The organism is Cardinium endosymbiont of Dermatophagoides farinae (assembly GCF_007559345.1).
Taxonomy (GTDB): Bacteria; Bacteroidota; Bacteroidia; order Cytophagales; family Amoebophilaceae; genus Cardinium.
In genome coordinates this window covers 216,285-235,664 of sequence record NZ_VMBH01000001.1, presented here as the reverse complement: position 1 = coordinate 235,664, position 19,380 = coordinate 216,285, and the positions used below count along the sequence as shown (strand labels likewise).

21 protein-coding genes and 2 pseudogenes are annotated in these 19,380 nt (G+C 37.6%); 11 read left to right on the top strand and 12 right to left on the bottom strand.

Going from position 1 to position 19,380, the window contains the following annotated elements:
- Positions 1–3 precede the first annotated feature (3 nt).
- From FPG78_RS01135 to FPG78_RS07965, 7 genes and pseudogenes are all read right to left on the bottom strand, one after another.
- Complete coding sequence (locus FPG78_RS01135) at positions 4–1,257, bottom strand: SufB/SufD family protein (RefSeq protein ID WP_186292388.1); 1,254 nt, start codon at positions 1,255–1,257, stop codon at positions 4–6.
- Positions 1,254–2,003, bottom strand: coding sequence for a Fe-S cluster assembly ATPase SufC (gene sufC, locus FPG78_RS01130; RefSeq protein WP_144086242.1), 750 nt, complete (start codon positions 2,001–2,003; stop codon positions 1,254–1,256). The genes FPG78_RS01135 and sufC overlap by 4 nt, the downstream gene beginning before the upstream one ends.
- A gap of 88 nt (positions 2,004–2,091) precedes the next feature.
- The gene (gene frr / locus FPG78_RS01125) at positions 2,092–2,652 is read right to left on the bottom strand and encodes a ribosome recycling factor (RefSeq protein WP_144086241.1); all 561 of its coding nucleotides are present in this window, start codon (positions 2,650–2,652) and stop codon (positions 2,092–2,094) included.
- A 233-nt stretch (positions 2,653–2,885) separates the two neighbouring features.
- Complete coding sequence (gene lolA1, locus FPG78_RS01120; protein WP_186292387.1) at positions 2,886–3,683, bottom strand: outer membrane lipoprotein periplasmic chaperone LolA1; 798 nt, start codon at positions 3,681–3,683, stop codon at positions 2,886–2,888.
- 299 nt (positions 3,684–3,982) lie between these two features.
- A pseudogene (locus FPG78_RS01115) lies at positions 3,983–4,363 on the bottom strand (PD-(D/E)XK nuclease domain-containing protein); the annotation flags it as partial.
- 20 nt (positions 4,364–4,383) lie between these two features.
- Complete coding sequence (locus tag FPG78_RS01110) at positions 4,384–5,808, bottom strand: AAA family ATPase (RefSeq protein WP_144086238.1); 1,425 nt, start codon at positions 5,806–5,808, stop codon at positions 4,384–4,386.
- Positions 5,809–5,826: 18 nt separating this feature from the next.
- Positions 5,827–5,961 (bottom strand): hypothetical protein, encoded by a 135-nt coding sequence (locus FPG78_RS07965; RefSeq protein WP_255431689.1) that lies wholly within the window; start codon positions 5,959–5,961, stop codon positions 5,827–5,829.
- A gap of 457 nt (positions 5,962–6,418) precedes the next feature.
- Between FPG78_RS07965 and FPG78_RS01105 the strand changes: the two genes are divergently transcribed.
- The 4 genes from FPG78_RS01105 (at position 6,419) to FPG78_RS01090 (ending at position 9,916) form a co-directional block, all read left to right on the top strand.
- Positions 6,419–7,651, top strand: a complete 1,233-nt coding sequence (locus tag FPG78_RS01105) for an ankyrin repeat domain-containing protein (protein ID WP_144086237.1) — start codon at positions 6,419–6,421, stop codon at positions 7,649–7,651.
- A gap of 626 nt (positions 7,652–8,277) precedes the next feature.
- Positions 8,278–9,387 (top strand): tetratricopeptide repeat protein, encoded by a 1,110-nt coding sequence (locus tag FPG78_RS01100; RefSeq protein WP_144086236.1) that lies wholly within the window; start codon positions 8,278–8,280, stop codon positions 9,385–9,387.
- The gene (locus tag FPG78_RS01095; RefSeq protein WP_144086235.1) at positions 9,351–9,542 is read left to right on the top strand and encodes a hypothetical protein; all 192 of its coding nucleotides are present in this window, start codon (positions 9,351–9,353) and stop codon (positions 9,540–9,542) included. Before FPG78_RS01100 ends, FPG78_RS01095 begins: the two co-directional genes overlap by 37 nt.
- 50 nt (positions 9,543–9,592) lie before the next feature.
- Positions 9,593–9,916: a hypothetical protein gene (locus tag FPG78_RS01090; RefSeq protein ID WP_144086234.1), complete on the top strand. Its 324-nt coding sequence runs from the start codon at positions 9,593–9,595 to the stop codon at positions 9,914–9,916.
- On the opposite strand, the gene FPG78_RS01085 is transcribed toward FPG78_RS01090, so the two are convergent.
- From FPG78_RS01085 to FPG78_RS01070, 4 genes are all read right to left on the bottom strand, one after another.
- Positions 9,896–10,510, bottom strand: coding sequence for a hypothetical protein (locus FPG78_RS01085; RefSeq protein ID WP_144086233.1), 615 nt, complete (start codon positions 10,508–10,510; stop codon positions 9,896–9,898). The genes FPG78_RS01090 and FPG78_RS01085 overlap by 21 nt on opposite strands.
- Before the next feature lie 46 nt (positions 10,511–10,556).
- Positions 10,557–11,189 (bottom strand): metalloprotease, encoded by a 633-nt coding sequence (locus FPG78_RS01080; RefSeq protein ID WP_144086232.1) that lies wholly within the window; start codon positions 11,187–11,189, stop codon positions 10,557–10,559.
- A 148-nt stretch (positions 11,190–11,337) separates the two neighbouring features.
- Positions 11,338–11,736: a ferredoxin reductase domain-containing protein gene (locus FPG78_RS01075; protein ID WP_144086231.1), complete on the bottom strand. Its 399-nt coding sequence runs from the start codon at positions 11,734–11,736 to the stop codon at positions 11,338–11,340.
- Positions 11,730–12,074 (bottom strand): FAD-binding oxidoreductase, encoded by a 345-nt coding sequence (locus tag FPG78_RS01070; RefSeq protein WP_144086230.1) that lies wholly within the window; start codon positions 12,072–12,074, stop codon positions 11,730–11,732. Before FPG78_RS01070 ends, FPG78_RS01075 begins: the two co-directional genes overlap by 7 nt.
- Before the next feature lie 836 nt (positions 12,075–12,910).
- On the opposite strand from FPG78_RS01070, the gene FPG78_RS01065 reads away from it, so the two are divergent.
- From FPG78_RS01065 to FPG78_RS07475, 3 genes are all read left to right on the top strand, one after another.
- Entirely contained in the window at positions 12,911–13,582 is a 672-nt protein-coding gene (locus FPG78_RS01065; RefSeq protein ID WP_144086229.1) for an SLC5/6 family protein, read from the top strand.
- Positions 13,575–14,372, top strand: a complete 798-nt coding sequence (locus tag FPG78_RS07480; RefSeq protein ID WP_223261932.1) for a sodium:solute symporter family transporter — start codon at positions 13,575–13,577, stop codon at positions 14,370–14,372. Before FPG78_RS01065 ends, FPG78_RS07480 begins: the two co-directional genes overlap by 8 nt.
- Positions 14,373–15,179: 807 nt before the next feature.
- On the top strand, positions 15,180–16,490 hold the full coding sequence (locus FPG78_RS07475) for an HD domain-containing protein (RefSeq protein WP_223261931.1): 1,311 nt from the start codon (positions 15,180–15,182) through the stop codon (positions 16,488–16,490).
- 7 nt (positions 16,491–16,497) lie between these two features.
- On the opposite strand, the pseudogene FPG78_RS01055 reads toward FPG78_RS07475, so the two are convergent.
- Positions 16,498–16,790: pseudogene (locus FPG78_RS01055) on the bottom strand (transposase); the annotation flags it as partial.
- A 360-nt stretch (positions 16,791–17,150) separates the two neighbouring features.
- Here FPG78_RS01055 and FPG78_RS01050 point away from each other — a divergent pair.
- The 4 genes from FPG78_RS01050 (at position 17,151) to FPG78_RS08365 (ending at position 19,323) form a co-directional block, all read left to right on the top strand.
- On the top strand, positions 17,151–17,801 hold the full coding sequence (locus tag FPG78_RS01050) for an Rpn family recombination-promoting nuclease/putative transposase (protein ID WP_144086228.1): 651 nt from the start codon (positions 17,151–17,153) through the stop codon (positions 17,799–17,801).
- A 69-nt stretch (positions 17,802–17,870) separates the two neighbouring features.
- Positions 17,871–18,065: a hypothetical protein gene (locus FPG78_RS01045; RefSeq protein ID WP_144086227.1), complete on the top strand. Its 195-nt coding sequence runs from the start codon at positions 17,871–17,873 to the stop codon at positions 18,063–18,065.
- A 608-nt stretch (positions 18,066–18,673) separates the two neighbouring features.
- Positions 18,674–19,171 (top strand): ankyrin repeat domain-containing protein, encoded by a 498-nt coding sequence (locus FPG78_RS01040; RefSeq protein ID WP_144086226.1) that lies wholly within the window; start codon positions 18,674–18,676, stop codon positions 19,169–19,171.
- Positions 19,114–19,323 (top strand): ankyrin repeat domain-containing protein, encoded by a 210-nt coding sequence (locus tag FPG78_RS08365; protein ID WP_144087053.1) that lies wholly within the window; start codon positions 19,114–19,116, stop codon positions 19,321–19,323. The genes FPG78_RS01040 and FPG78_RS08365 overlap by 58 nt, the downstream gene beginning before the upstream one ends.
- Positions 19,324–19,380: the final 57 nt, after the last annotated feature.

The window sequence follows — 19,380 nt, the reverse complement described above, 5'->3', positions numbered from 1 at the left end:
ATACTACAAATTTACAAGCTTTGCTACGAGCTGATCAGACAAATAATCTTGCAATGGTGCAAGCGTAACGGAGTCAATGATTTCACTACCAAAGGCTTCCAATAATAATCTTTTGGCTAAGGGAGCGGCTATGCCGCGTGTTTGTAAGTAAAAGATTTGTGCTTCATCTAACTGCCCAGCCGTTGCACCGTGGGAACATTTGACATCATCTGCATAAATTTCCAATTGCGGTTTGGCATAATGGTGGGCTGCATCGGATAAAATCAGCACATTATTGGTTTGGTAAGCATTGGTTTGCTGTGCAGCAGGTGTTAGGTAAATCTTACCACTAAAACTACCTACTGACTGACCACCTAGGATAGATTTGTAATGTTGTTTGCTCAGGCTATGGGGCGCAATATGGGTCACTTGGATCTGTTGTGCTACTTTTTCTGTTGCAGCAAGAGCAGATAGACCATATAGGTTGGCACGGGCATAGCTGCCATTCATTTGAGCCCTAATATGCATACGCAACATAGCAGCACCAAAGGAAAAGGTATGATGGGTAAAAGTGCTATGGTCCTTTTGATTGCAATAGAGGCTATTTACTTGGCAACATGAGGGCGCATCTGTGTAAAGGGTATGGTAAACTAGATGGGCAGCTTCTTCTAGTAGAATATGGGTCAAGTTGTTTATAAAAGCTGGCATGTTACAGGCTGCCATATGCCAGCTTTCTATTATGGTTACTTGGCTTTCCCTGCCTACTTTAATCATCAGATGGGGGACTACATGACGGGCAGCATCGGTAACAATATGCCGCAAAACAATCACTTTTTGCCCAGTAACCTCGAGCAGGTAGCTGTCTGGAGAGAGGACCCTATTCAATAGCACAAAAAGATCATCACTGGCTCCAATATCAGCCATATAAGTGTCCAAGACCTCTTGCTGCTTGAAGAGGGGTAGCGCTGCTACGCTGTGCAACGCAACCCCTGCATGAAGATCGCCAGATGGGCAGCCATTTACAAAGGTTAAGGTCACTGCTTCAGGAAGCGCATACCCACCCACCGGTAGAACGGGTTGAATCGGTAAATGGGAATGGTAAGCCTGACGCGTCAACAACTCAAGGAGTTCACGAAGGTTGGTATAGGCTTCTTTTTGACTGGCTATAAAAGCAGGCTGGCTTACCTTATTAAAGAAGCATAGCCGCTCTGTATAGCAAGGATCTGTAGTAGAAAAAGTTGCAAAAGCCTCTGCCAACCAATTTATAAATGCCATCATAAATGAAGTTTTGTAATCCATGCATACCCTTCTTTTTCCAACCGTTTGGCAAGTGTATAATCGCCGGATGCTATAATTTTTCCATCATAGAAAATATGAACCACATCTGGAACCACATGATCCAATAGCCTTTGGTAATGGGTAATCAATACCATCGCATTGGCTGCCCCGCGCAACTGATTGATGGCTTGCGCTACAATAGTTAAGGCATCAATATCCAAACCAGAATCGGTCTCATCCAAAATGGCCAAAGAAGGATCCAATACAGCCATTTGCAACATTTCATTTCTTTTCTTTTCGCCTCCTGAAAAGCCTTCATTGAGCGAACGCTGCACCAAAGCGTCATCCATACGGAGTAGTTTGCGCTTCTCTTTTAAAAGCGCCAAAAAGGCAACAGCATCTAAAGGAGGCAGCTCCCCCTGTTTTCTTATCTGGTTGATCGCCGTTTTCAAAAAATTAGTGGTCGTTACACCTGGAATTTCAACCGGATATTGAAAGGCTAAAAAAAGACCAAGTGCCGCCCTAGCCTCTGGCGCTAACTGCAATAGATCTTGACCATGCAGCAAGATACGCCCTCCTGTTACTTCATAACCAGGCTTACCTGCTAAAACAGCCGCTAAAGTGCTTTTACCCGCGCCATTGGGCCCCATAATCGCATGCACCTGACCTGCATCTACTTGAAGGCTTACGCCATTGAGTACTTTTTTACTGCCTATATGTACATGTAAATCTGCTATCGTAAGCATTATCTTTTTGTCTTATTGAGTAAATCGGATGATGTCGTTATTGCCATTTAGCAATAGGTTTTGCAGAAGGTCTCATATAGCAGATGGACTATACAGCCATTACATCTGCCTCTTTTAAGGCTAAAAGATGGTTGATTTTATCAATGTAGCCATCCGTAAGCTCTTGTAATTTTTTCTCTGCCCTTTTTATAGCATCTTCTGGTATACCATCTTTTTGCGTAGCCTTGAGCATTTCTTTATAGTCACGGCGAAGATTTCGAATCACCACTCTTCCTTTTTCCGCTTCATTTTTAATAAGCTTTACCAAACTCTTGCGTCTTTCTTCAGAAGGAGGAGGCAGCATAACCATAACGACACGGCCATCATTTCTAGTAGAAAATCCAAGCTGACTCTCTGCAATCGCTTTTTCTATATGGGGAATCATACTTTGTTCCCATGGTTGAACCGTCAAAGTACGCGGATCAGCAGTACTAATAGCAGCGATTTGATGGAGTGGTGTTGGATTCCCATAGTAAGACACCATCAAATGGTGTAACATAGTAGGTAGCGCACGTCCTGCATTAATCTTTGCAAAAGCATCCTGCGCATGGATATAAGCTTTATCCATGCTGCGCTCAGCTTCGTCTAAATGTTGTTGAATAACTTCCATAAATAGTAAATTATATAGTAGACTTCTTTCGAAACACCACTGGTAACTTGCACGTCGATCCAGGGGATCCGATCCGGTGCTATGGAAACAACGAGCCTACATAAGACCTTCTGCAAAACCTATTGCTAAATGGCAATTTTGTGGTCTATGCTCCTCAAATACATTTAGTATTCTGGCGACTGCACTTCTCCTAAAAACTGCTGATCACAAATAGGTTTTGAAGAAGGTCTATACTACCCTTCATCTACATCAGCCGTTTTTTCACACTGCTCTTCTTCACTCTCCCGGAGATCTATAACCTCTACGCCCGGATGTGCACCCATATCAAAGGTAAAATAGTCATCTGATAGCGGAATGTTAACGGAAAATCTACAAACTGTACAAATATACCTCGTTTCTTCGTTTTGTACTACTTCCCATCTATGAATTTGTGCGGTAGCACGATCCACTTCAAGGGTAATACTTTTAAAACTGCTACCCTCATCAAGCGGTGTTAACTGGACAATATCTCGTATTATATTCTTGGTTTTGTGTACGATACGTTCTCCAATATAAACGGATTGATACCCTTGTTGATAGAGATTATATAATTCAGCGAAATTTAAATCGGAGTCTGTTTTAGCATACTCGCTAATGGTAACCTCGTTTAGATCTTCATCATATACCCAAACGGTTTTTCCATCCGTTATAGTCTCTTTTTTATCAACGGTTTTTCTATCCGTTATAGTCTTTTTTTTGCCATAGGATAGCCTATATTGCTGCCCTCGAGCAGTGATCTCCATTTTACCACACTGAACGGTATCCTCTTCTGGATATTTAATGGTCACGCCATAGACCGCTCTAAAGTCTTCCAGTCCTTGGTAATAGGCAGAAGTTTTATCCAAGATTTCAAGTGCTTTTTCATCTACAGTTTTCTCCAAGATTTCAAGTACTTTTTCATCCGCTGCAAAAGCAGAGAGCACCGCAACAAACCACCATAAGCGTGGTCTAAATAATACGACTAAAAAGTGCCAGAGCTTAGCGATTAGCATAACCATTCATACAACATATTACCAAGTATAAGGAAAAAGTAAGCAATAGACCCCTTTCAAAAACTACTTGTGGTGCGCAATTTTTAGGAGCAGTGCCAGAATACTCAACTGTATACCACTTTTTACGATCCTACGCGCTATTTTATAAATGAGACCAACTTAAGGAAAAATATCGGTCTTTTAGCTTTCTGGAAAAATGAAACAAGCAAAAAGAGACCTTGTAAAAAATTGTGACTAACCTATCATGGACTGAAAAACTCGGACAAAAATAGGAGCCAACAAAATGGGAATATGCGTTTCTACCTTACTTCTTGAAAATACCCCATAGCGTTCACTGCAAAGTTTTTACGCGGCATCACCTGAAAAGCATGTTCTTCATTGCGTTGGTGTACTTCAATAGCTGCTTCCGTAATATTGAGTCTTACAGGATCACATTTTAACCCTACGCATACTTTTTTAGCGCATGTATGGAATGACATGCTGTAATCTCTATCGTAGATCTGCTGTAACGCTTCTGAAACTGATTTTCCTACTTTTAACTCAAAAATGTAAGCGGTTTGGTGCAATTTATCCTCTAGCGCGATATCCAAACGGCCCAATCCACTAGCTAGTTCAGCATTCACTTGCATCCCCTCCGTGATATGAAAAACACCATTTAAAAAGGAATATAAAGCACCATGAAAGCTCCTTTCTGTTTTATCTAGAAAATGGTAACCTGCTTTAGATAAGCAAGCCCTTTAATAAGATTTAAAAAGCCACACCACTTCTCATTTCTTAATGCTTCTAAAATAGAATCGCTATATGCTATTCCTGTTTCCTGTTGTTTTTGAACTACAAACCTAGATAAAGTCAGCTTTAAAGCAGATTGCACTTCCTGATTCGGAAACTTTAAATAGTAGTCCGTTGCGTTTTTATCTGCTCGTGTGTCTGCTTTAAATCCATTAGGATCTAAGGTCAGATAACCTGTTTGGTACATTAAAGGAAATAAAGCTATCTCGAAAAGAGCGCCTGCTGGGGTTTCAAAGTCTAGCTGACTGATTGGAAAACTAGATTGATCCCAAAGGACAGTAAATCTATTGATATTGTTTTTTATTTGTTGTAGTAAGATGGCAGGATTACCAGAGTTAGACCAGTAATTACCAAATGATTTATCTTTAAAGAACTTCAATATGGAGTCTGGGTTATACATCCGCCTTACACGCTTATTGCGACTAAAACAGTAGCCATTGTAATAATCTTTTAACGCTTGTTTTAATTGTTCATCTGTATAGTTGTCTGCTTTACCCCAGTTTTCCTGTAGACTGGTTATTACTTCATTAATATATAGCTGTTTATCATCAAAAAACAGTTTTTCAATATCCTCTTCTGTATAGCCCAACATCCCTGCATAGTCCTCATGCAAGGATATATCATTGGCCGAGTTAGCCCCTGAGGTAAGGCCAGATAGGTGAAATTTAGTTACGCCTGTTACAAAAATAAATTTACAATCCTTCTGGCGCGCTTTTAAAACTTTAAAAAACGAACTAAGAACAGAAAGTACTGCTTCATACTGTTCTTTTTCACAAGATATTAATGGACTATCATATTCATCAATTAAGATAATAGGAGTAGGTTCATAACCGTTATCTAGTTTTGTTAACGCATTAATCAACTTTTCTAGTGTACCTTCCACGGTTGGTTCACCTATAATAGGATCTATTTCATTTCTATCTATAGTATAATTTTTAGCAAAGGAATATAATATGTCTATCAAGTTGTTTTGTAGTTTTTCTGAACTATCCTTAGCCAACTTTGAGAAATTGAACCAAATGACCGGATATCTTTTCCACTTATAGGTTTTATCTTTATAAATAGCACATGCCTTGAATAATTCTTTATTCCCTTTTGCTATTTGGTCTATGGTATCTAGTAGTAGAGATTTACCAAATCTACGTGGTCGTGTAAAGAAATAATATATACCATTCGTATTAAATAGTTTAGTGATATAGGCAGTTTTATCTGCATACAACTTTTGTGCAATCATCTCTTTGACATCAGCGCTGCCAACGGGAATTTGCATACTTAGGGACACGTATCCTTGTTGGTCCGCTATTTTTAGCGCTTTATCTCCTTTTTTAGAATCCATATTCTATTCCTTTTATTTTTAGGGATATAATCGTAGTGCAAAATCAAAGATAGATAGTTTTTCTATTATGTAACCAGATTGTTGTAGGTGCTCTATTTGTTTCATCGATAACCCAATAAGCGTACCGATATCATCTATGGGATAGCCTTTCAATATTTATTGCCTTGGCTTATTCCACCTTTAGCTAAATCTTTTTTTTCATGAGACCTTCTGCAAAACCTATTTCTAATGGCAATTTTGGCGCTTGTCTATGCTCCTCAAATACATTTAGTATTCTGGCGACTGCGCTTCTCCTAAAAACTGCTGATCACAAATAGGTTTTGAAGAAGGTCTATTGACGTAAATATTTTAGCTTATGTAAATAAATATACAATCTCAAAAATATTTACACACTTAAAACGAAGACTCTAGATAATTCCTAACTCAGGTTACTAGCTATTTGAGTAGCATAGATCATAGCATGTGCATCTAACAGTTTGGCAATCCAGTTTTAAAACCGGTATATTGTATAACTCAATATTTTTTTATATACTTAACTCCGACGAAAATAAAAATACTTACCTATTTTTTATTTTTAGGTTGTACGTTAACATATAAATAATTTTAAGTTATGATGCTATTGACCACCTTGTTTTGGGCATTGTGTAGAGCTGCCTTGCTATCTATTTATTCCTGTACGTTTCATCATTTAAAAGTAGGTCCGGATATTTTACCCTTTTGTTTATCCAATCAAGACATAATGTATACAACTAAAAACGCAGCCAATAACCATGCCAGTGCACTCAGGTGTAACCTAGATCCACCGGCTACCCTTTCAGCTAGTAGTCCATATGCCCAATATGGAAAGCGTAAAGCATCTATACCGTATACCACGCTCCACGAGCCAGTTAAGTCAGTTGATAGAAAGGCTTTTGAAGCAATGCTGAAGCTTATGCCAAAAAATCAGCTTGCAGAATTAATAAACCAAAAAGATAAGGATGGCTATACCCCTTTATTATGGTGTCTAGATCTTGATGTGTTAAGTAGGCTTAATTCCCATCAAAAAAGAGACTATTTATATATCTTGAAATGCTTGTTGCACCATCCTAGTTGTGATGTTTTTGTGCGGGATAACCATGGTAAAAATATGCTCCACTGGGCAGTTATTAATAAATATGAAAAAGCTTGCCAAGCAATATTTAACAGGTTAAGAAGGGAAAGAGGAGGTGAAGTCAAGCGGCTGATCAATCAAACGGATTGTTTTGGTTATCATCCTTTACATTATTTATTTTTAGGTGATTCAGAAGCTTATAGTGAAGAACATTCAGCTATACTGCAACAGTTTTTAGATCATGACCTATGTGATATTAATGCAAAAGATGCCGATGGTTTACCTGTGTTGTATTGGTTGATTCAATGCAATCATCCAAATCTTGCAAAAAAGCTATTAGAATCTGGGCGCTTAGAAACATTTACACAATTTATCTGGAAACAACTTAACGAATATTATGCTGCTGAGCCCATAAACCGTTTCAGGTTTTGGAAGGAGTTATCAAGTGCTGTGCGGGAAATTTTAAGCACATGCGTAAAATTTTTAGCAGATTCTGGTCCAGATGACCCAAATATACATACAAAAAAGCTTTTATTAACAAGGTATTTTTGCTTAGATCAATATAATTATAATAAATTGTATACAAACGACTTGGTAAAAAAATTATTTAATGAACAAATCGATCTAATATTGGCATTATATAAATTTGGAGGACAAATCTATCCAATACTAGGATTATATGGATTAGATATGCTCCTGGAGCAGGTTCAAAACAATCACCATCAGATGGATTGTGATGAAACAGAAGGTTAATCTTATAAATCAGCAAAAAAGCTATGCACCCACCAAATATAGATTGTATCTATAGATTTAAGTTTGAACTGGGCCTTTATTTATGTTTGACCCTAATGCCGAGTACATCAGAAACTATTTACCTAAGACCTTCTGCAAAACCTATTTCTAATGGCAATTTTGGTGTCGAAGCTTGTCTATGCTCCTCAAATACATTTAGTATGCTGCGGTGCTTGACTGCGCTTCTCCTAAAAACTGCTGATCACAAATAGGTTTTTCAGAAGGTCTCTAGTCTCAAAACAGTGCCTCCACATCTGGTGCATCAGATAGATTTTCATAAACTTAATTACCCTAAGCCTATAAGTTAATTATGGATTATCTAGAATACGGGCTATAGAAACTTTTAAAAAAGTCGAAAAATAGCCTTTATGTTCTATTGCAGCAGATCTAGCATCTGTTTTGTTTAATTTTTTATTGCGCTTTTATACTTTTTTCAAAATTCTGTATTACTTTGTACGGATTGGCGTGTAACCTATCCTTCTATTCTTTATAGAAAGTTAAATCTATAGCAAATAAAAAGTCAATCGAGGGCATTTTTATAGTAGCAAGCCTCTTGAGGCGCTAAGTGTAAAATAATATATTAAAGCATGGATAAAAAATATTCTCTGATTACTGGTAGAATCAATATAAGTACATTTTGTTGCTTACTGATGTTTTGGGTCATCCCTGGTCAGCTTTTTGGTATACCTTTATCCATTGCTCGGATTGTGCGTACCTTTGAAGGTCAAAACAAGCAGAAGGTTGCTCAAGCAAAAGGTGGTGAGGCTACAGCGGTAGATGCTGGTGATCCAAAATCAGCTCATTCACCTGCGCTCTCTAATGTCCAAGAGGCTCGCTTGGCTATAGATGAAGCCATTAAAGATAATAAGTTGGTGAACCACCCTGCTACCTGGTATTATAGAGGAGCTATTTATGACCGACTCTTAAGGGATGATATTGCTTCGGAAAATGCATCTGCTTTGTTGCATGAAGCACTTACAGCTTATGCCCAAGCCAAACAGTTAAGTTTATCTAAAAGTAAGCAGTTTCATAGTTTTGCGCTTGGTAACCTGGCCGCTCTATGGCGTTATTTTTTAAATAGGGGCATGGGCTATTATAGGCAAGAAGCATTTGATCAGGCCATAGATCAATTTGCTATTTGCAGGCGTATTCTTCCAGAAGAGCCTACCCCATTGCTGCATATGGCTATTGTCTATCATAGCACGGATCAATCAGAAGCAGCATTGCGCTGCTATAAAGACTATGTAGCAATACAAGGGCCACAGTTTGCTGTTGCACGTGCTATGGCTGCTATTCATTATCACAAGCTTAAAAATTTTGACAAGGCCATAGCCATCCTCAATGAGGCACTGCTTCAATTTCCTTTTAATAATGAGTTATTAGAGGAAAAATGCTTAGTCTATGAAGCTTCTGGTAGAATAGATGATTATGTTGCTTCTTTAACTGCTGGGATCCAACGTAAAGAGATGGATGCATGTTATGCATATGCTTATCTCCTGGAGCGTCAAGGCCATATTGAAGCGGCCATTGGCTATTACCAACAAATCTTAAAGACGCATCCGGATCAATATGACGCGTTGCGTCAGATGGCTTTTTTATTTTATAATGAAGCTATAAAACTATATGCCCATACCCTAAAATCAGTAAGGAAAAGGGCCAATTGGAAAACCTTACCCTGGCTGACTTGTGTGGGTTGATGCATGTAACCGTGCGCCCTTTATGGTCCCATCCTATGGTATGGGCAGGGGTTGACCGATCATTATGCAGTAGTTTATTCCCTAAGGAACAGCCATTTGCTCCTAAGCTTAGATGGGTAGTCTATGATCATCCCTTGTTCAGTATGGTAGGGTAAGCGACTTCGTTTATCTGGTAGAAGGAGGCAATATACCCCATACAAACCCTTTGTATGCATATATCCATACAAAAAATGGAGCTGCATTGGCCCGTAATCAGTGGACGCAAACTATAGTAGGACTAAAAAAGTATTTAAAAAAGTCTTTGTATTACCTAAAAATAGCGCGTGCACAGGATAAAAAAGACAAAGCAGTCGCGCAAGCTTTGTACTATAGTTATTACCACTTGAAAAAGTATCGATCTGCTGATAGGTTATTGCAAGCGATGCAGAAACAAAAACAATACCTTGAAGACGATCCATTTGACGCCGATAAAGAAGATAAAAGAAAAAGAGTAAAAGCCATTTGTACCTTACCTTTTGCTTGCTTTTAGGGTGGTGTTGCCACTGTGCTGAGCGCACGCTTCTGTTCTTTTGTAAAAGCAAGTAATAGCATTTTTTAATGCTAGTTCCGTCTCTTTTTCAGTAGGTAAAGGAGTTGTATTCTTGTAATCCTTACTATAATAATACCAGTGCCCATTCTTGTTTACGAAATCAATCTTATCCACTAAAAATCCTATTAAAGCATAGGTATGTTTTTCCGAGTTGGGTACTGACGGATTGGATATAGTGATTATAGGTTCTGGTTTAATCGATCTAGTTTCATGAAAAGTTTCATTCTTGGAATTCTTTTCAAAAAAGATAAATAATCTATTAGATTGATCTTGACCATCCTTTGGGGGTAAATCTTGCCAGCCTATTTCCTTGAAAAAAATGTCTCTATCTGTGCATGTTGTACTATCCTTACCTGTTTCCTCTATATCAGCTGAAGGTATGATGGAGTTTGGTATATTTTTTGGAATACTAGCTTGAGCATCAAGAGGATTTGGTTCATGTATAGGCGCACTTCTTTTGCAAGCCACTACCATTAGGAATAGGATGATCAGCCCTAACTGAGCTTGGCGCAACAAACCAAATGTCGATTTCATACAAATAGGATTTAGTTTTAAAGATTAAAGCCTATGCTTATCCTTTTTATGATGATTCCTGCTCCTTTTGCCAGAGCTTACAGTAGTGCCATCCACATATAAAAAGCTGCATGATAAAGAACCAGTGATATCCTTGAAAATAGAACCAAGGAATCGCAATTGCAGCAGCAGCCAGTCCGATGATAATACTGGTTAGGTACCCCTTACGGCCAAATTTTTTTTCCAGTATATAACGTACCAACCAGCCACCATCAAGTGGTGCAATGGGTATTAAATTTAATAACAACCATCTACTATTGATATACATTGTTACAAATAGCAAATAGTTCAATAGATAACCGCTAAAAATATTGAATTGAAGCAGTAAATAGGCCATTAATGCGAATAATCCTTGAAATGCAGGTCCTGCAAGTGTAATTAAAAAATTTTGTTTATCCGTTACATGTGATTCATTAAAAATGGTTCTTCCGCCAAAAGCTTGTAATACAATAGTCGGCTGTGCACCAAAAAAAAGAGCCATTAACGCATGGCCATATTCATGTATGAGTATACTAAAAGTAAAGACACCAGCCCATAGTAAACCTTCGCTATATGGGCCTATACTACCTATTACCAACAGTAAAAAGATCCAATAACTTAGATCAATAGATATTGAAATCTTTAAAAATCTAAAATGCAAAACCGTACTATATTTTAGGTTATCAATCTACAGATTAAATAGCGCATAATATGCTATAGAGGCATCCGTCTATTCGTTCAACATTGTTGCAAGGCTAACATCAAAAGTAAGCAAAATGCGCCTTTGGAAAAAGTTGTGGTTTTCTTTTTTACACCCCACGAGAAATATATTTTTCACGTCTGATGCGTTCTCGCTTAAAACCCATTTTTCCCAACTTTTCCATGCTACTATCAATCATATATGGATTACCACAGAGGTATACCAAATCAGCGGTTGGGTTTAAGTCAAGCGCTTCAAAGGCTGATTGTACATATCCTGCATATTGATAAGGTTCGGTTGGTGCATCTGCTCTACTCAGGTGGCTACGGAAATTAAAATTTTTATATTGCTTGGCAAAAGCAATAAAATCTTCTACATATAGTAGGTCATCGGCATACCGTACACCCAATAGTAAGGTTACCTTGAGCCTTTCATCTGCTTGTAGCCGTTTAGAAAGGGTCGGAAGCATAGAACGATAGGGGGCTACGCCTGTTCCAGTAGCTACCAATATATATTGGGAGGGGTTTCTGCCTCATGGAGGATGAGCCTACCCTTAGGCCCCACACAGTCTAGCTCATCTCCAATCTCTAAGTTAAAGAGGATATTAGTAGCAAACCCGCCTTCAACAGGTGCAATTGCGATTTCTAACTGCTCTCCAGGACTATTGGCTAAGCTATAGCTACGTGGTACTATTTTACCAGACGCATGTGGCAATAAAAAAGTAATAAATTGGCCCGGCGTAAACACCAAAGGTAGCTTATCAGAACGTATAAAAGTCAACTGTATGACACTAGGTGTAAGCATCTTAGACCCTATATGCTTAACTTTAAATTGATTTTGTTCCATTATTTGTATGTATACGCTGCGTGTTCATCACCACATCTTCCATATTATATTTAGCTATACTGTAGCTTTTTTAAGCAACCACTATACCCCTAACTAGGTTTTTTATGATCTGATGCTGTATTTGAATCTAAAGCTAAAAAAAACTAAGCATGAATTGAAATTTTTTATAGAAAGAATGAAAGAACGCATCAGGAAATATACAATTAACTAGACCTTCTTCAAAACCTATTTGTGATCAGCAGTTTTTAGGAGAAGCGCAGTCGAGCACCGCAGAATACTAAATGTATTTGAGGAGCATAGACAAGTTTCGACACCAAAATTGCCATTAGAAATAGGTTTTGCAGAAGGTCTACTGTGTCAAGGTCATAAAAGTTTATAAATTAATTAATTTGTAATGACCCAGATTTAATCTGATATATTTAGTGTAATAACCTATACGAATCACACACATTTCACAACAACCCTCCAATACATCTAAGCATGCTGCGGTGCTTGGATGTACTGTTCCCTAAAAATTGCGCACCATAAAATAGCTTTTCAAAGCGGTCTAGTTGCAGAAGACTACATTGCTGAAACCTTTCTTGCTCTGTAAAAATATCAAAATGTTCAGCGCAAATCAAAATTTCCATCTGCTTTTTTAATAAGCAGTGTGGATAGAACTTTTTTAAATCATTGAAAAATATTTTGTGTATCGAAATAATGCATTTTATTATCAAAAATGTATTATGCGATACGATTTTTTATCAAAAATGAACAATTTGTTGCATCAACACAAATTAGTGTATATACTATATAATATGTTTCAGTGTACTAATATGTAATTAACCAGTTTAGATATGGCACCATTTTTAAATATACCACTTTACATGGTGGTTTCTTTTTTATTATTGACTTTAGTTGTAGGTATTTATTTTAGCAGGAAGACTACTTCATTTCGACAATATGCTGTAGGTGACAAACGATTTGCTACAGCTACTTTGGTGGCCACTGTATTGGCTACTGCTTATGGAGGAGGAGGTTTGATTCGTAATGTACAGCAAGTGCATAACCTTGGTATTTACTGGATCGTCTTGGATCTTTTGGCTGGATTTGATCTTTATCTTGTCAGTCGGCTGGCGTTATATATGGAGCGGTTTATGGGTCACCTTTCTATGCCAGAAACGATAGGCAGTGTATATGGTAAATATGCACGAATCATTACAGCGTTATCTGGTATTTGTGATGCGGTTGCTATAATTGCTGGACAAATCAGTGTAATGTCTTTGTCCATCAGTATGTGTTTGGACTCAATACATCCCAAGGCCATTACAGTTGGGGTTACGGTAATCCTTATTTTCTATTCTAGCTTTGGAGGTATTCGTGCGGTTGCTTTTACGGATGTATTGCAGTTTGTGACTTTTACCGTTATTATTCCTGTTTTAGCATGGTTTATGTTTAAAAATACAGGTAAATCAGTCACAGAAATCGTTCCTTTTTTACAAAGTCAGGAAAAATTTTCAATTGAGTAAGGTATTTCATTTTAATACCAATCTAGTGGCCATGTGTTTCCTTTTGCTAGGTTTTTTAATGGGTTACATAGAGCCTCCAACCATACAGCGTGTTTATATGTCTCCTAGCTCGATGCAAGCTGGAAAGGTTTTTTTGTATTCCACATTTTTCAGCTTTATAATAACCATTTTTATCATTTTAATTGGCCTATTTGTTTTTACAGGCGCACCAGGATTATCAGTGGAAGCCACTTGGGGGTATATAATGGCTAACATTCCACCTGTTTTTAAAGGAATGGTTTGTATTAGTTTACTAGCCATGGCTATGTCCACAGCTGATTCTAAACTAAATTCTTGTGCCATTATGATTAGTCATGATCTGTTGCAGAACCTACGAGGTGTAAAGCAAGTGGCTGATGCGCACCAGCTCCGGTTGGCTACGTGGACTAGTGTAATGATAGGTCTATTTGCTATGGTATTGACTTTTTATTGTGATGATCTATTGAATTTACTCAAGTTAAGTTTGGACTTTTCGCTTCCTATAGCAACAGCTCCATTTATCTTAGCTGTTTTGGGATTTAGGGGTACTTCCCGTACTGCTTTGATCGGTATGGCTACAGGTATAGTATCTATTTTAGCTTGGAACAAGTGGATTGAACCCACAACGGATATAAATGGTTCAATTTATTTGTATGCTGGCCAATGGTCTGGCTATGATGCTGGCTCACTATCTATTCAAACAGCCGGAAGATGCAGGTTGGGTTGGACCAGATCATGCATTTATGCAAAGGGAACAGGCGCATGCGCGTAAGCAGTCTGCACGCAAAGAAGCGATTAAAAATCGGTTGCTATATATCAAGCATACTTTGGCTAAACTACAACCCAGCCATACTACGTTAGTATCTTTGGGATTTTACGTGGCCATCAGTAATTTATTGACTTATTTCACAGCCTCTATTACAGATCATGCTGCTTGGCTTATTGCTCAACTTTTGGTAGGGGGTTGTTTTTTAGGGTATGGCACATTTATCTCAGAAAAGATAAAATGGATTCCGGGTTGGCTGTTTGGCCTATTTTGGCTGCTTAGCTTATCTTTTTGCTTGCCTATTAATGTGCTTTGGCATTGGTGGCATGCCACCAGCCTTTTCTTAACCTTAGGCTTATCTTTGGCCCATTTGGCGGTTATCTTGTTGGTACTGCCTCTATATCTGGGTATGAGTTGTTTAGTGGCTACGCTATTTATAGCGATCTGGTTTAGCTCTATTTATTGTACGCAACCACTGGTGTTGGTCTTACCACCATTAGGTGTGGCGTTGATGCTGCTGCTCTACCTGGGATTAGGTTTACTGATTTTTGGCATTTTTATTTGCCTTAAAGCTAAGCTCAATAGCTGTTCTGAGCAAGTAGGCTATTTCAAGGATAGGGCAACGATTAGCGCATCTCAAAAACTCAAGGAAACCCTTTATGATGCAGCTATGGCTCCTTCTATTGGTTTGAATCTACCTAAAGGTTATGGCTCTATTTTAGCAAAAGTAGTGAGGAAGGTTGAAGAATCTATTTTCTTTTTAGATGGCAATATGCCCTTTATAAGCAAGACTTTCAGGGAATTATCAATAAGTTGTATGATTGGGTTACCTATTCTAATAGGAAAGAAAGGGCAAAAGGGCATGCACTGCTACAACCTACTGAAATTAGCTTTGATAACTTGATTCGCAAACTAGAGTTTGCCTTGTCTCAAGAGCGTACGCATCCACCTAGACTATTGGTAGCAAAAACAAGCGATTCTATGGGTACATTAGCTTCCCATATTATATGCGATGTCAATCAAGTAGTCTATTCCTTGGTTAAGGCTGTTTTACGGGTTGGTGGTAAGCCAGATGGTGCCAGTGCACCAATGGTTAGGATACAATTGCATGCTACCTCTTTGAGGTTTACAGATCCTCTTGACAATAGCTATGCTCCTTTTATGCTTTTTCAGGCTGCTGGGCTAGTAGTCAGTAATGTGTCAGTTGCTTCTGATGCGTTTCCCAAGGTTAAACCTTTGTATGATGATAAGGCAGTGGGCAGCAACCCTAAAGTGGAGCAGGTAGTGCCACCATCTATAGATCTGCAGACGGAGACCATATCCAGTATGATTCATGCCCACTATGGCTATTTCGAATGTCCTGTTGGTGGCAACCCAAAAGCTATGTTGTTGGTACTGCCTATTGATGTCACAGCAATTCGTGATAAGATGATGGTTAAGCTGCCAATAGATTGCTTAACCTCAGATCGCCCTGTCACGTCTAAGGAACAAGCCGATTCTATGATGGCATTAATGCAGTTCCATGACTATGTCTGCAAATCCTTATATCCAGAGGACCCTATTGATATAGGTACGATTTCAAATCTACTTTTATTGCTTAGGCAGTACTTTGGGTGTAAGCGGCATGCCTCGGGCCAATTGTTTTATGTGCGTGTGGTAGGGATTGCTCAATTGGTAGTAGATTGGGTTTTTCATTCTCCTAAAGTGATTTATGCCTCTTTGCTCTATGAATTGGTGCGCCATACCTGTTTGCCGCTTTCTTATGTCAAGGCGCATTATAATTTAGGTGTCTATGCCTTTGTCTTGAATGTGGTAAGTATAGATAAACACCAAGCGCTCAATCATCCTTCTTTGCTTTATGTGCAGAATCGTTTGAAAGAAGCCATTAAGGAAGAACATGTACAGCTTGCCGTTCTTTTCATCAAATTAGCTGAACGACTCTATGACTTACGCCATGCAGCAGGCTATACCATGTTAGAAGAGATAAAATATATGGCGTATGAAACCCTGACAGTAGATGTTAAGCTAGCAAAGCAATATTTAGGTTTTGAAATAGCAGAGGCATTAGCTGCCGCAGCTGAGCAAGCGTTGAAGATCTACCATCGAAAAACAATTAACCAATAGGGTGGACAATGATTTTCAATAGCTTTGCTAGAGCTTTTTTTTCCGTAAGCACAGTTCTAAACCTGTTTAATACGCTATGATCTGGTACAGAGCTGTCCATAGAAATACCACAAAATCTACTAAATGTGATCCGATCATTTACTTCTTCTTGATAGTCACTAAGGAAGTATCATGTCTGTAGCAAGAGCATTTTAAATAAAAGCAGGGGCTATAAGCTGGCTTACCTGATAAACGTAAGCCTTTAGGGTAAAGTAATCGAAGTTCTTTTTCTACAATCGACCAATTAACTAGATTGTTGATTTAATCAAATAAGATGTGTTTGCATTTACGCTTGCTGGCTGAAATATCTGAGAAACTTAGTTGGTTAGTTTGCTTGAGTGATATAACAATATTACTAAAAATCTTAAGCATAAATACCTAAATAATTGCTGTAATTTAACTATTTTATGGCTTATTTCTAAAAATTAAAACCAACTTTTTATCTCAAGCTTTAATGTCTATTGTAACGGACTCAATCTGGTAATGTTATTTTAACGAGTAGATATAGTGCGCAAGAGTGGTAGACAAATAGATGCTACGCTGAAAAGTCCTGAACCTTCTAAAGATCATATATGTATTGGGTTTTTATTATACTATTATTTAATTTAATCAATTCACTACATGGAAAAAAAAGATAAAGAAAGACAGCCACATGACAAGTTCTTTAAGCAAACATTTAGTAGGAAAGAAGTAATATTATCATTTCTAAAAGCGAGATTGCCAAAAGAAATTTTTAATCAAATAGATCAAGATAACTTACTATTGACCAATAGAGAGTTTGTGAGTGCTACAGGTAAAAGTATAAGCAGTGACTGTATTTTTAAATCGCGTATCAAGGGTACAGAACACTACATCTATCTACATGTAGAGCGTCAGTCTGAGGAAGATCCATTAATTTCGGTGAGATTTTTAGAGTATAATGCACAGTTAATCAGGCAACATGTAAGTGAACATGGGAATACATCTTTACCAGCTATTGTCAACATCTGTTTGTACAACGGCAGTAAGCCATATAAAGGTCCTACTAATTTTCATGATTTATTTCCTAGTTTAAACCAGGCAGCAAGATATATGTTTGCAGGTTTTCATCTGGTAGATCTACACACTACAACAAACGAAGCACTACTCAATTGGAAACAAGCGGCTGGCGCTGCCATGATACTCAAGCAAGGAATATATCGGGACTTTTGTGAGTGGTTACCAGACTATCAGAATATATTGCTGCATCTAGAAAAAAAAGGATATATTCCTTATATTAACAATGTGCTTTAGTATATACTATCAATAGATGATCATACCAATGCAGTAGAATTACTTGATCCTAAATTAAAGAAAATTGCCATGTCACTAACTGAAAGATTCAGACAAGAAGGAGAGAAAAAAGGAAGACAAGAGGGGATCCAAGTAGGAGAAGAGAAGGGGAAATTAGAAAGAAATATAGAGATTGCCAAATCTATGCTTCTAAAGGGATACCCTATAGAAGATATTATGTTTCTTACTGGTTTATCTCGTGCGCATATCCATGACCTTGTATAGACCTTTGTAACTATAGACTTTAGTTCACCTAGATTCATCTTATTTCTGTACACGCAATATATGTGCGCGTCGTATAGAAAATATTCTTAGTCTACAATAATTTCCAATATCCAGTCCTTTTTACATCTTTTTATGAGATAATAAAAGGAAAGTTTACATACTAAATAAAATAGCAAAGCTAAAGAATATGCTATTTTGTATGATAATCAGCAAAAATACTCCTTACATTTGACGCCATTGAGCGTACGTTTACAAACGATTTTTCTTATTACCCTAATAATGTGCCTTTCATAGGACTAACCCCATTTAATTTGATTGCGTTTTAATCTTCTAAAAGGATTTTTTTGTAAAAAATTTACTAAATTAAAATTCAACCAAATGAAACTATATTATTTTTCTGCTGTAAATTAGTGATTTTTAACCTCTTATCTCTTAACGCAGGCTGTTTTAATAGACTCCTTTCAAAACCTATTTTGTGGTGTGCAGTTTTATAGAAAAAGTGCCAGGATACTCAGTTGTATTTTAGGGAGTATAGAAGATAAAATCGCCATTTAGCAATTAAGTTTTGAAAGCAATCTATTGGCAGTGTTGCTTAAATTGTAAAGGATATGTTGGAACAAGATGCAGGTGTTGCTATCGATGAAAGCAATAGACATGGCGATACGTTACTTCATGTGGCAGCTTTTGAAGGCGATTGGCAGAAAGCTCAATTATTGTTGAAAGACAAAAAAATTGATGTGAATGCAAGAAATAACTATTATGATACCCCGATGCATTATGCTGTTGCTCAGGAACATGTAGAGGTGCTTAAGGTACTGCTAGAAGGATCAATAGCTATTGATGTAAATGCAATAGATAAAGATACCTATGCTCCGCTTCATTATGCATCATATATAGGCCATTTAGAAATGGCACAAGTATTGTTAATACATGTAAATATTAATTTGAATATCAAGGATAAATATGAGAATTCGCCATTGCATTATGCTGCATTTGAAGGGCATTTATCGCTTCTTAAGGCGTTACTGGCAAGTAAAGACATTGATATATCAAAAATCAACATGGCAACACTCCATTATATTATGCTGCATCTAAAGGTCATCTAGAGGTTGTTCAAACACTAGTGGTTGCTACAGGTATTCAGATAATGGTAAAAAATAGGTATGATAGAACGCCTCTTGATGGAGCCAACTGGAATCAACACCCTAAGTGTCTTGATGTGTTGTATAATGCAGTTCATAAAAAAAAGGGAGACTGATTGTTTATTCATTTTTTAACCTGATTCGTTCGAGATTAAATGAGCAAAGCAATCTAT

Excerpts from the sequence above, each read along its gene's own strand:
- FPG78_RS01135 (WP_186292388.1), bottom strand. The coding sequence starts at position 1,257 with ATGATGGCATTTATAAATTGGTTGGCAGAGGCTTTTGCAACTTTTTCT.
- sufC (WP_144086242.1), bottom strand. The coding sequence starts at position 2,003 with ATGCTTACGATAGCAGATTTACATGTACATATAGGCAGTAAAAAAGTA.
- frr (WP_144086241.1), bottom strand. The coding sequence starts at position 2,652 with ATGGAAGTTATTCAACAACATTTAGACGAAGCTGAGCGCAGCATGGAT.
- lolA1 (WP_186292387.1), bottom strand. The coding sequence starts at position 3,683 with ATGCTAATCGCTAAGCTCTGGCACTTTTTAGTCGTATTATTTAGACCA.
- FPG78_RS01110 (WP_144086238.1), bottom strand. The coding sequence starts at position 5,808 with ATGGATTCTAAAAAAGGAGATAAAGCGCTAAAAATAGCGGACCAACAA.
- FPG78_RS01105 (WP_144086237.1), top strand. The coding sequence starts at position 6,419 with ATGATGCTATTGACCACCTTGTTTTGGGCATTGTGTAGAGCTGCCTTG.
- FPG78_RS01100 (WP_144086236.1), top strand. The coding sequence starts at position 8,278 with ATGGATAAAAAATATTCTCTGATTACTGGTAGAATCAATATAAGTACA.
- FPG78_RS01085 (WP_144086233.1), bottom strand. The coding sequence starts at position 10,510 with ATGAAATCGACATTTGGTTTGTTGCGCCAAGCTCAGTTAGGGCTGATC.
- FPG78_RS01070 (WP_144086230.1), bottom strand. The coding sequence starts at position 12,074 with ATGGAACAAAATCAATTTAAAGTTAAGCATATAGGGTCTAAGATGCTT.
- FPG78_RS01065 (WP_144086229.1), top strand. The coding sequence starts at position 12,911 with ATGGCACCATTTTTAAATATACCACTTTACATGGTGGTTTCTTTTTTA.
- FPG78_RS01050 (WP_144086228.1), top strand. The coding sequence starts at position 17,151 with ATGGAAAAAAAAGATAAAGAAAGACAGCCACATGACAAGTTCTTTAAG.
- FPG78_RS01045 (WP_144086227.1), top strand. The coding sequence starts at position 17,871 with ATGTCACTAACTGAAAGATTCAGACAAGAAGGAGAGAAAAAAGGAAGA.
- FPG78_RS01040 (WP_144086226.1), top strand. The coding sequence starts at position 18,674 with ATGTTGGAACAAGATGCAGGTGTTGCTATCGATGAAAGCAATAGACAT.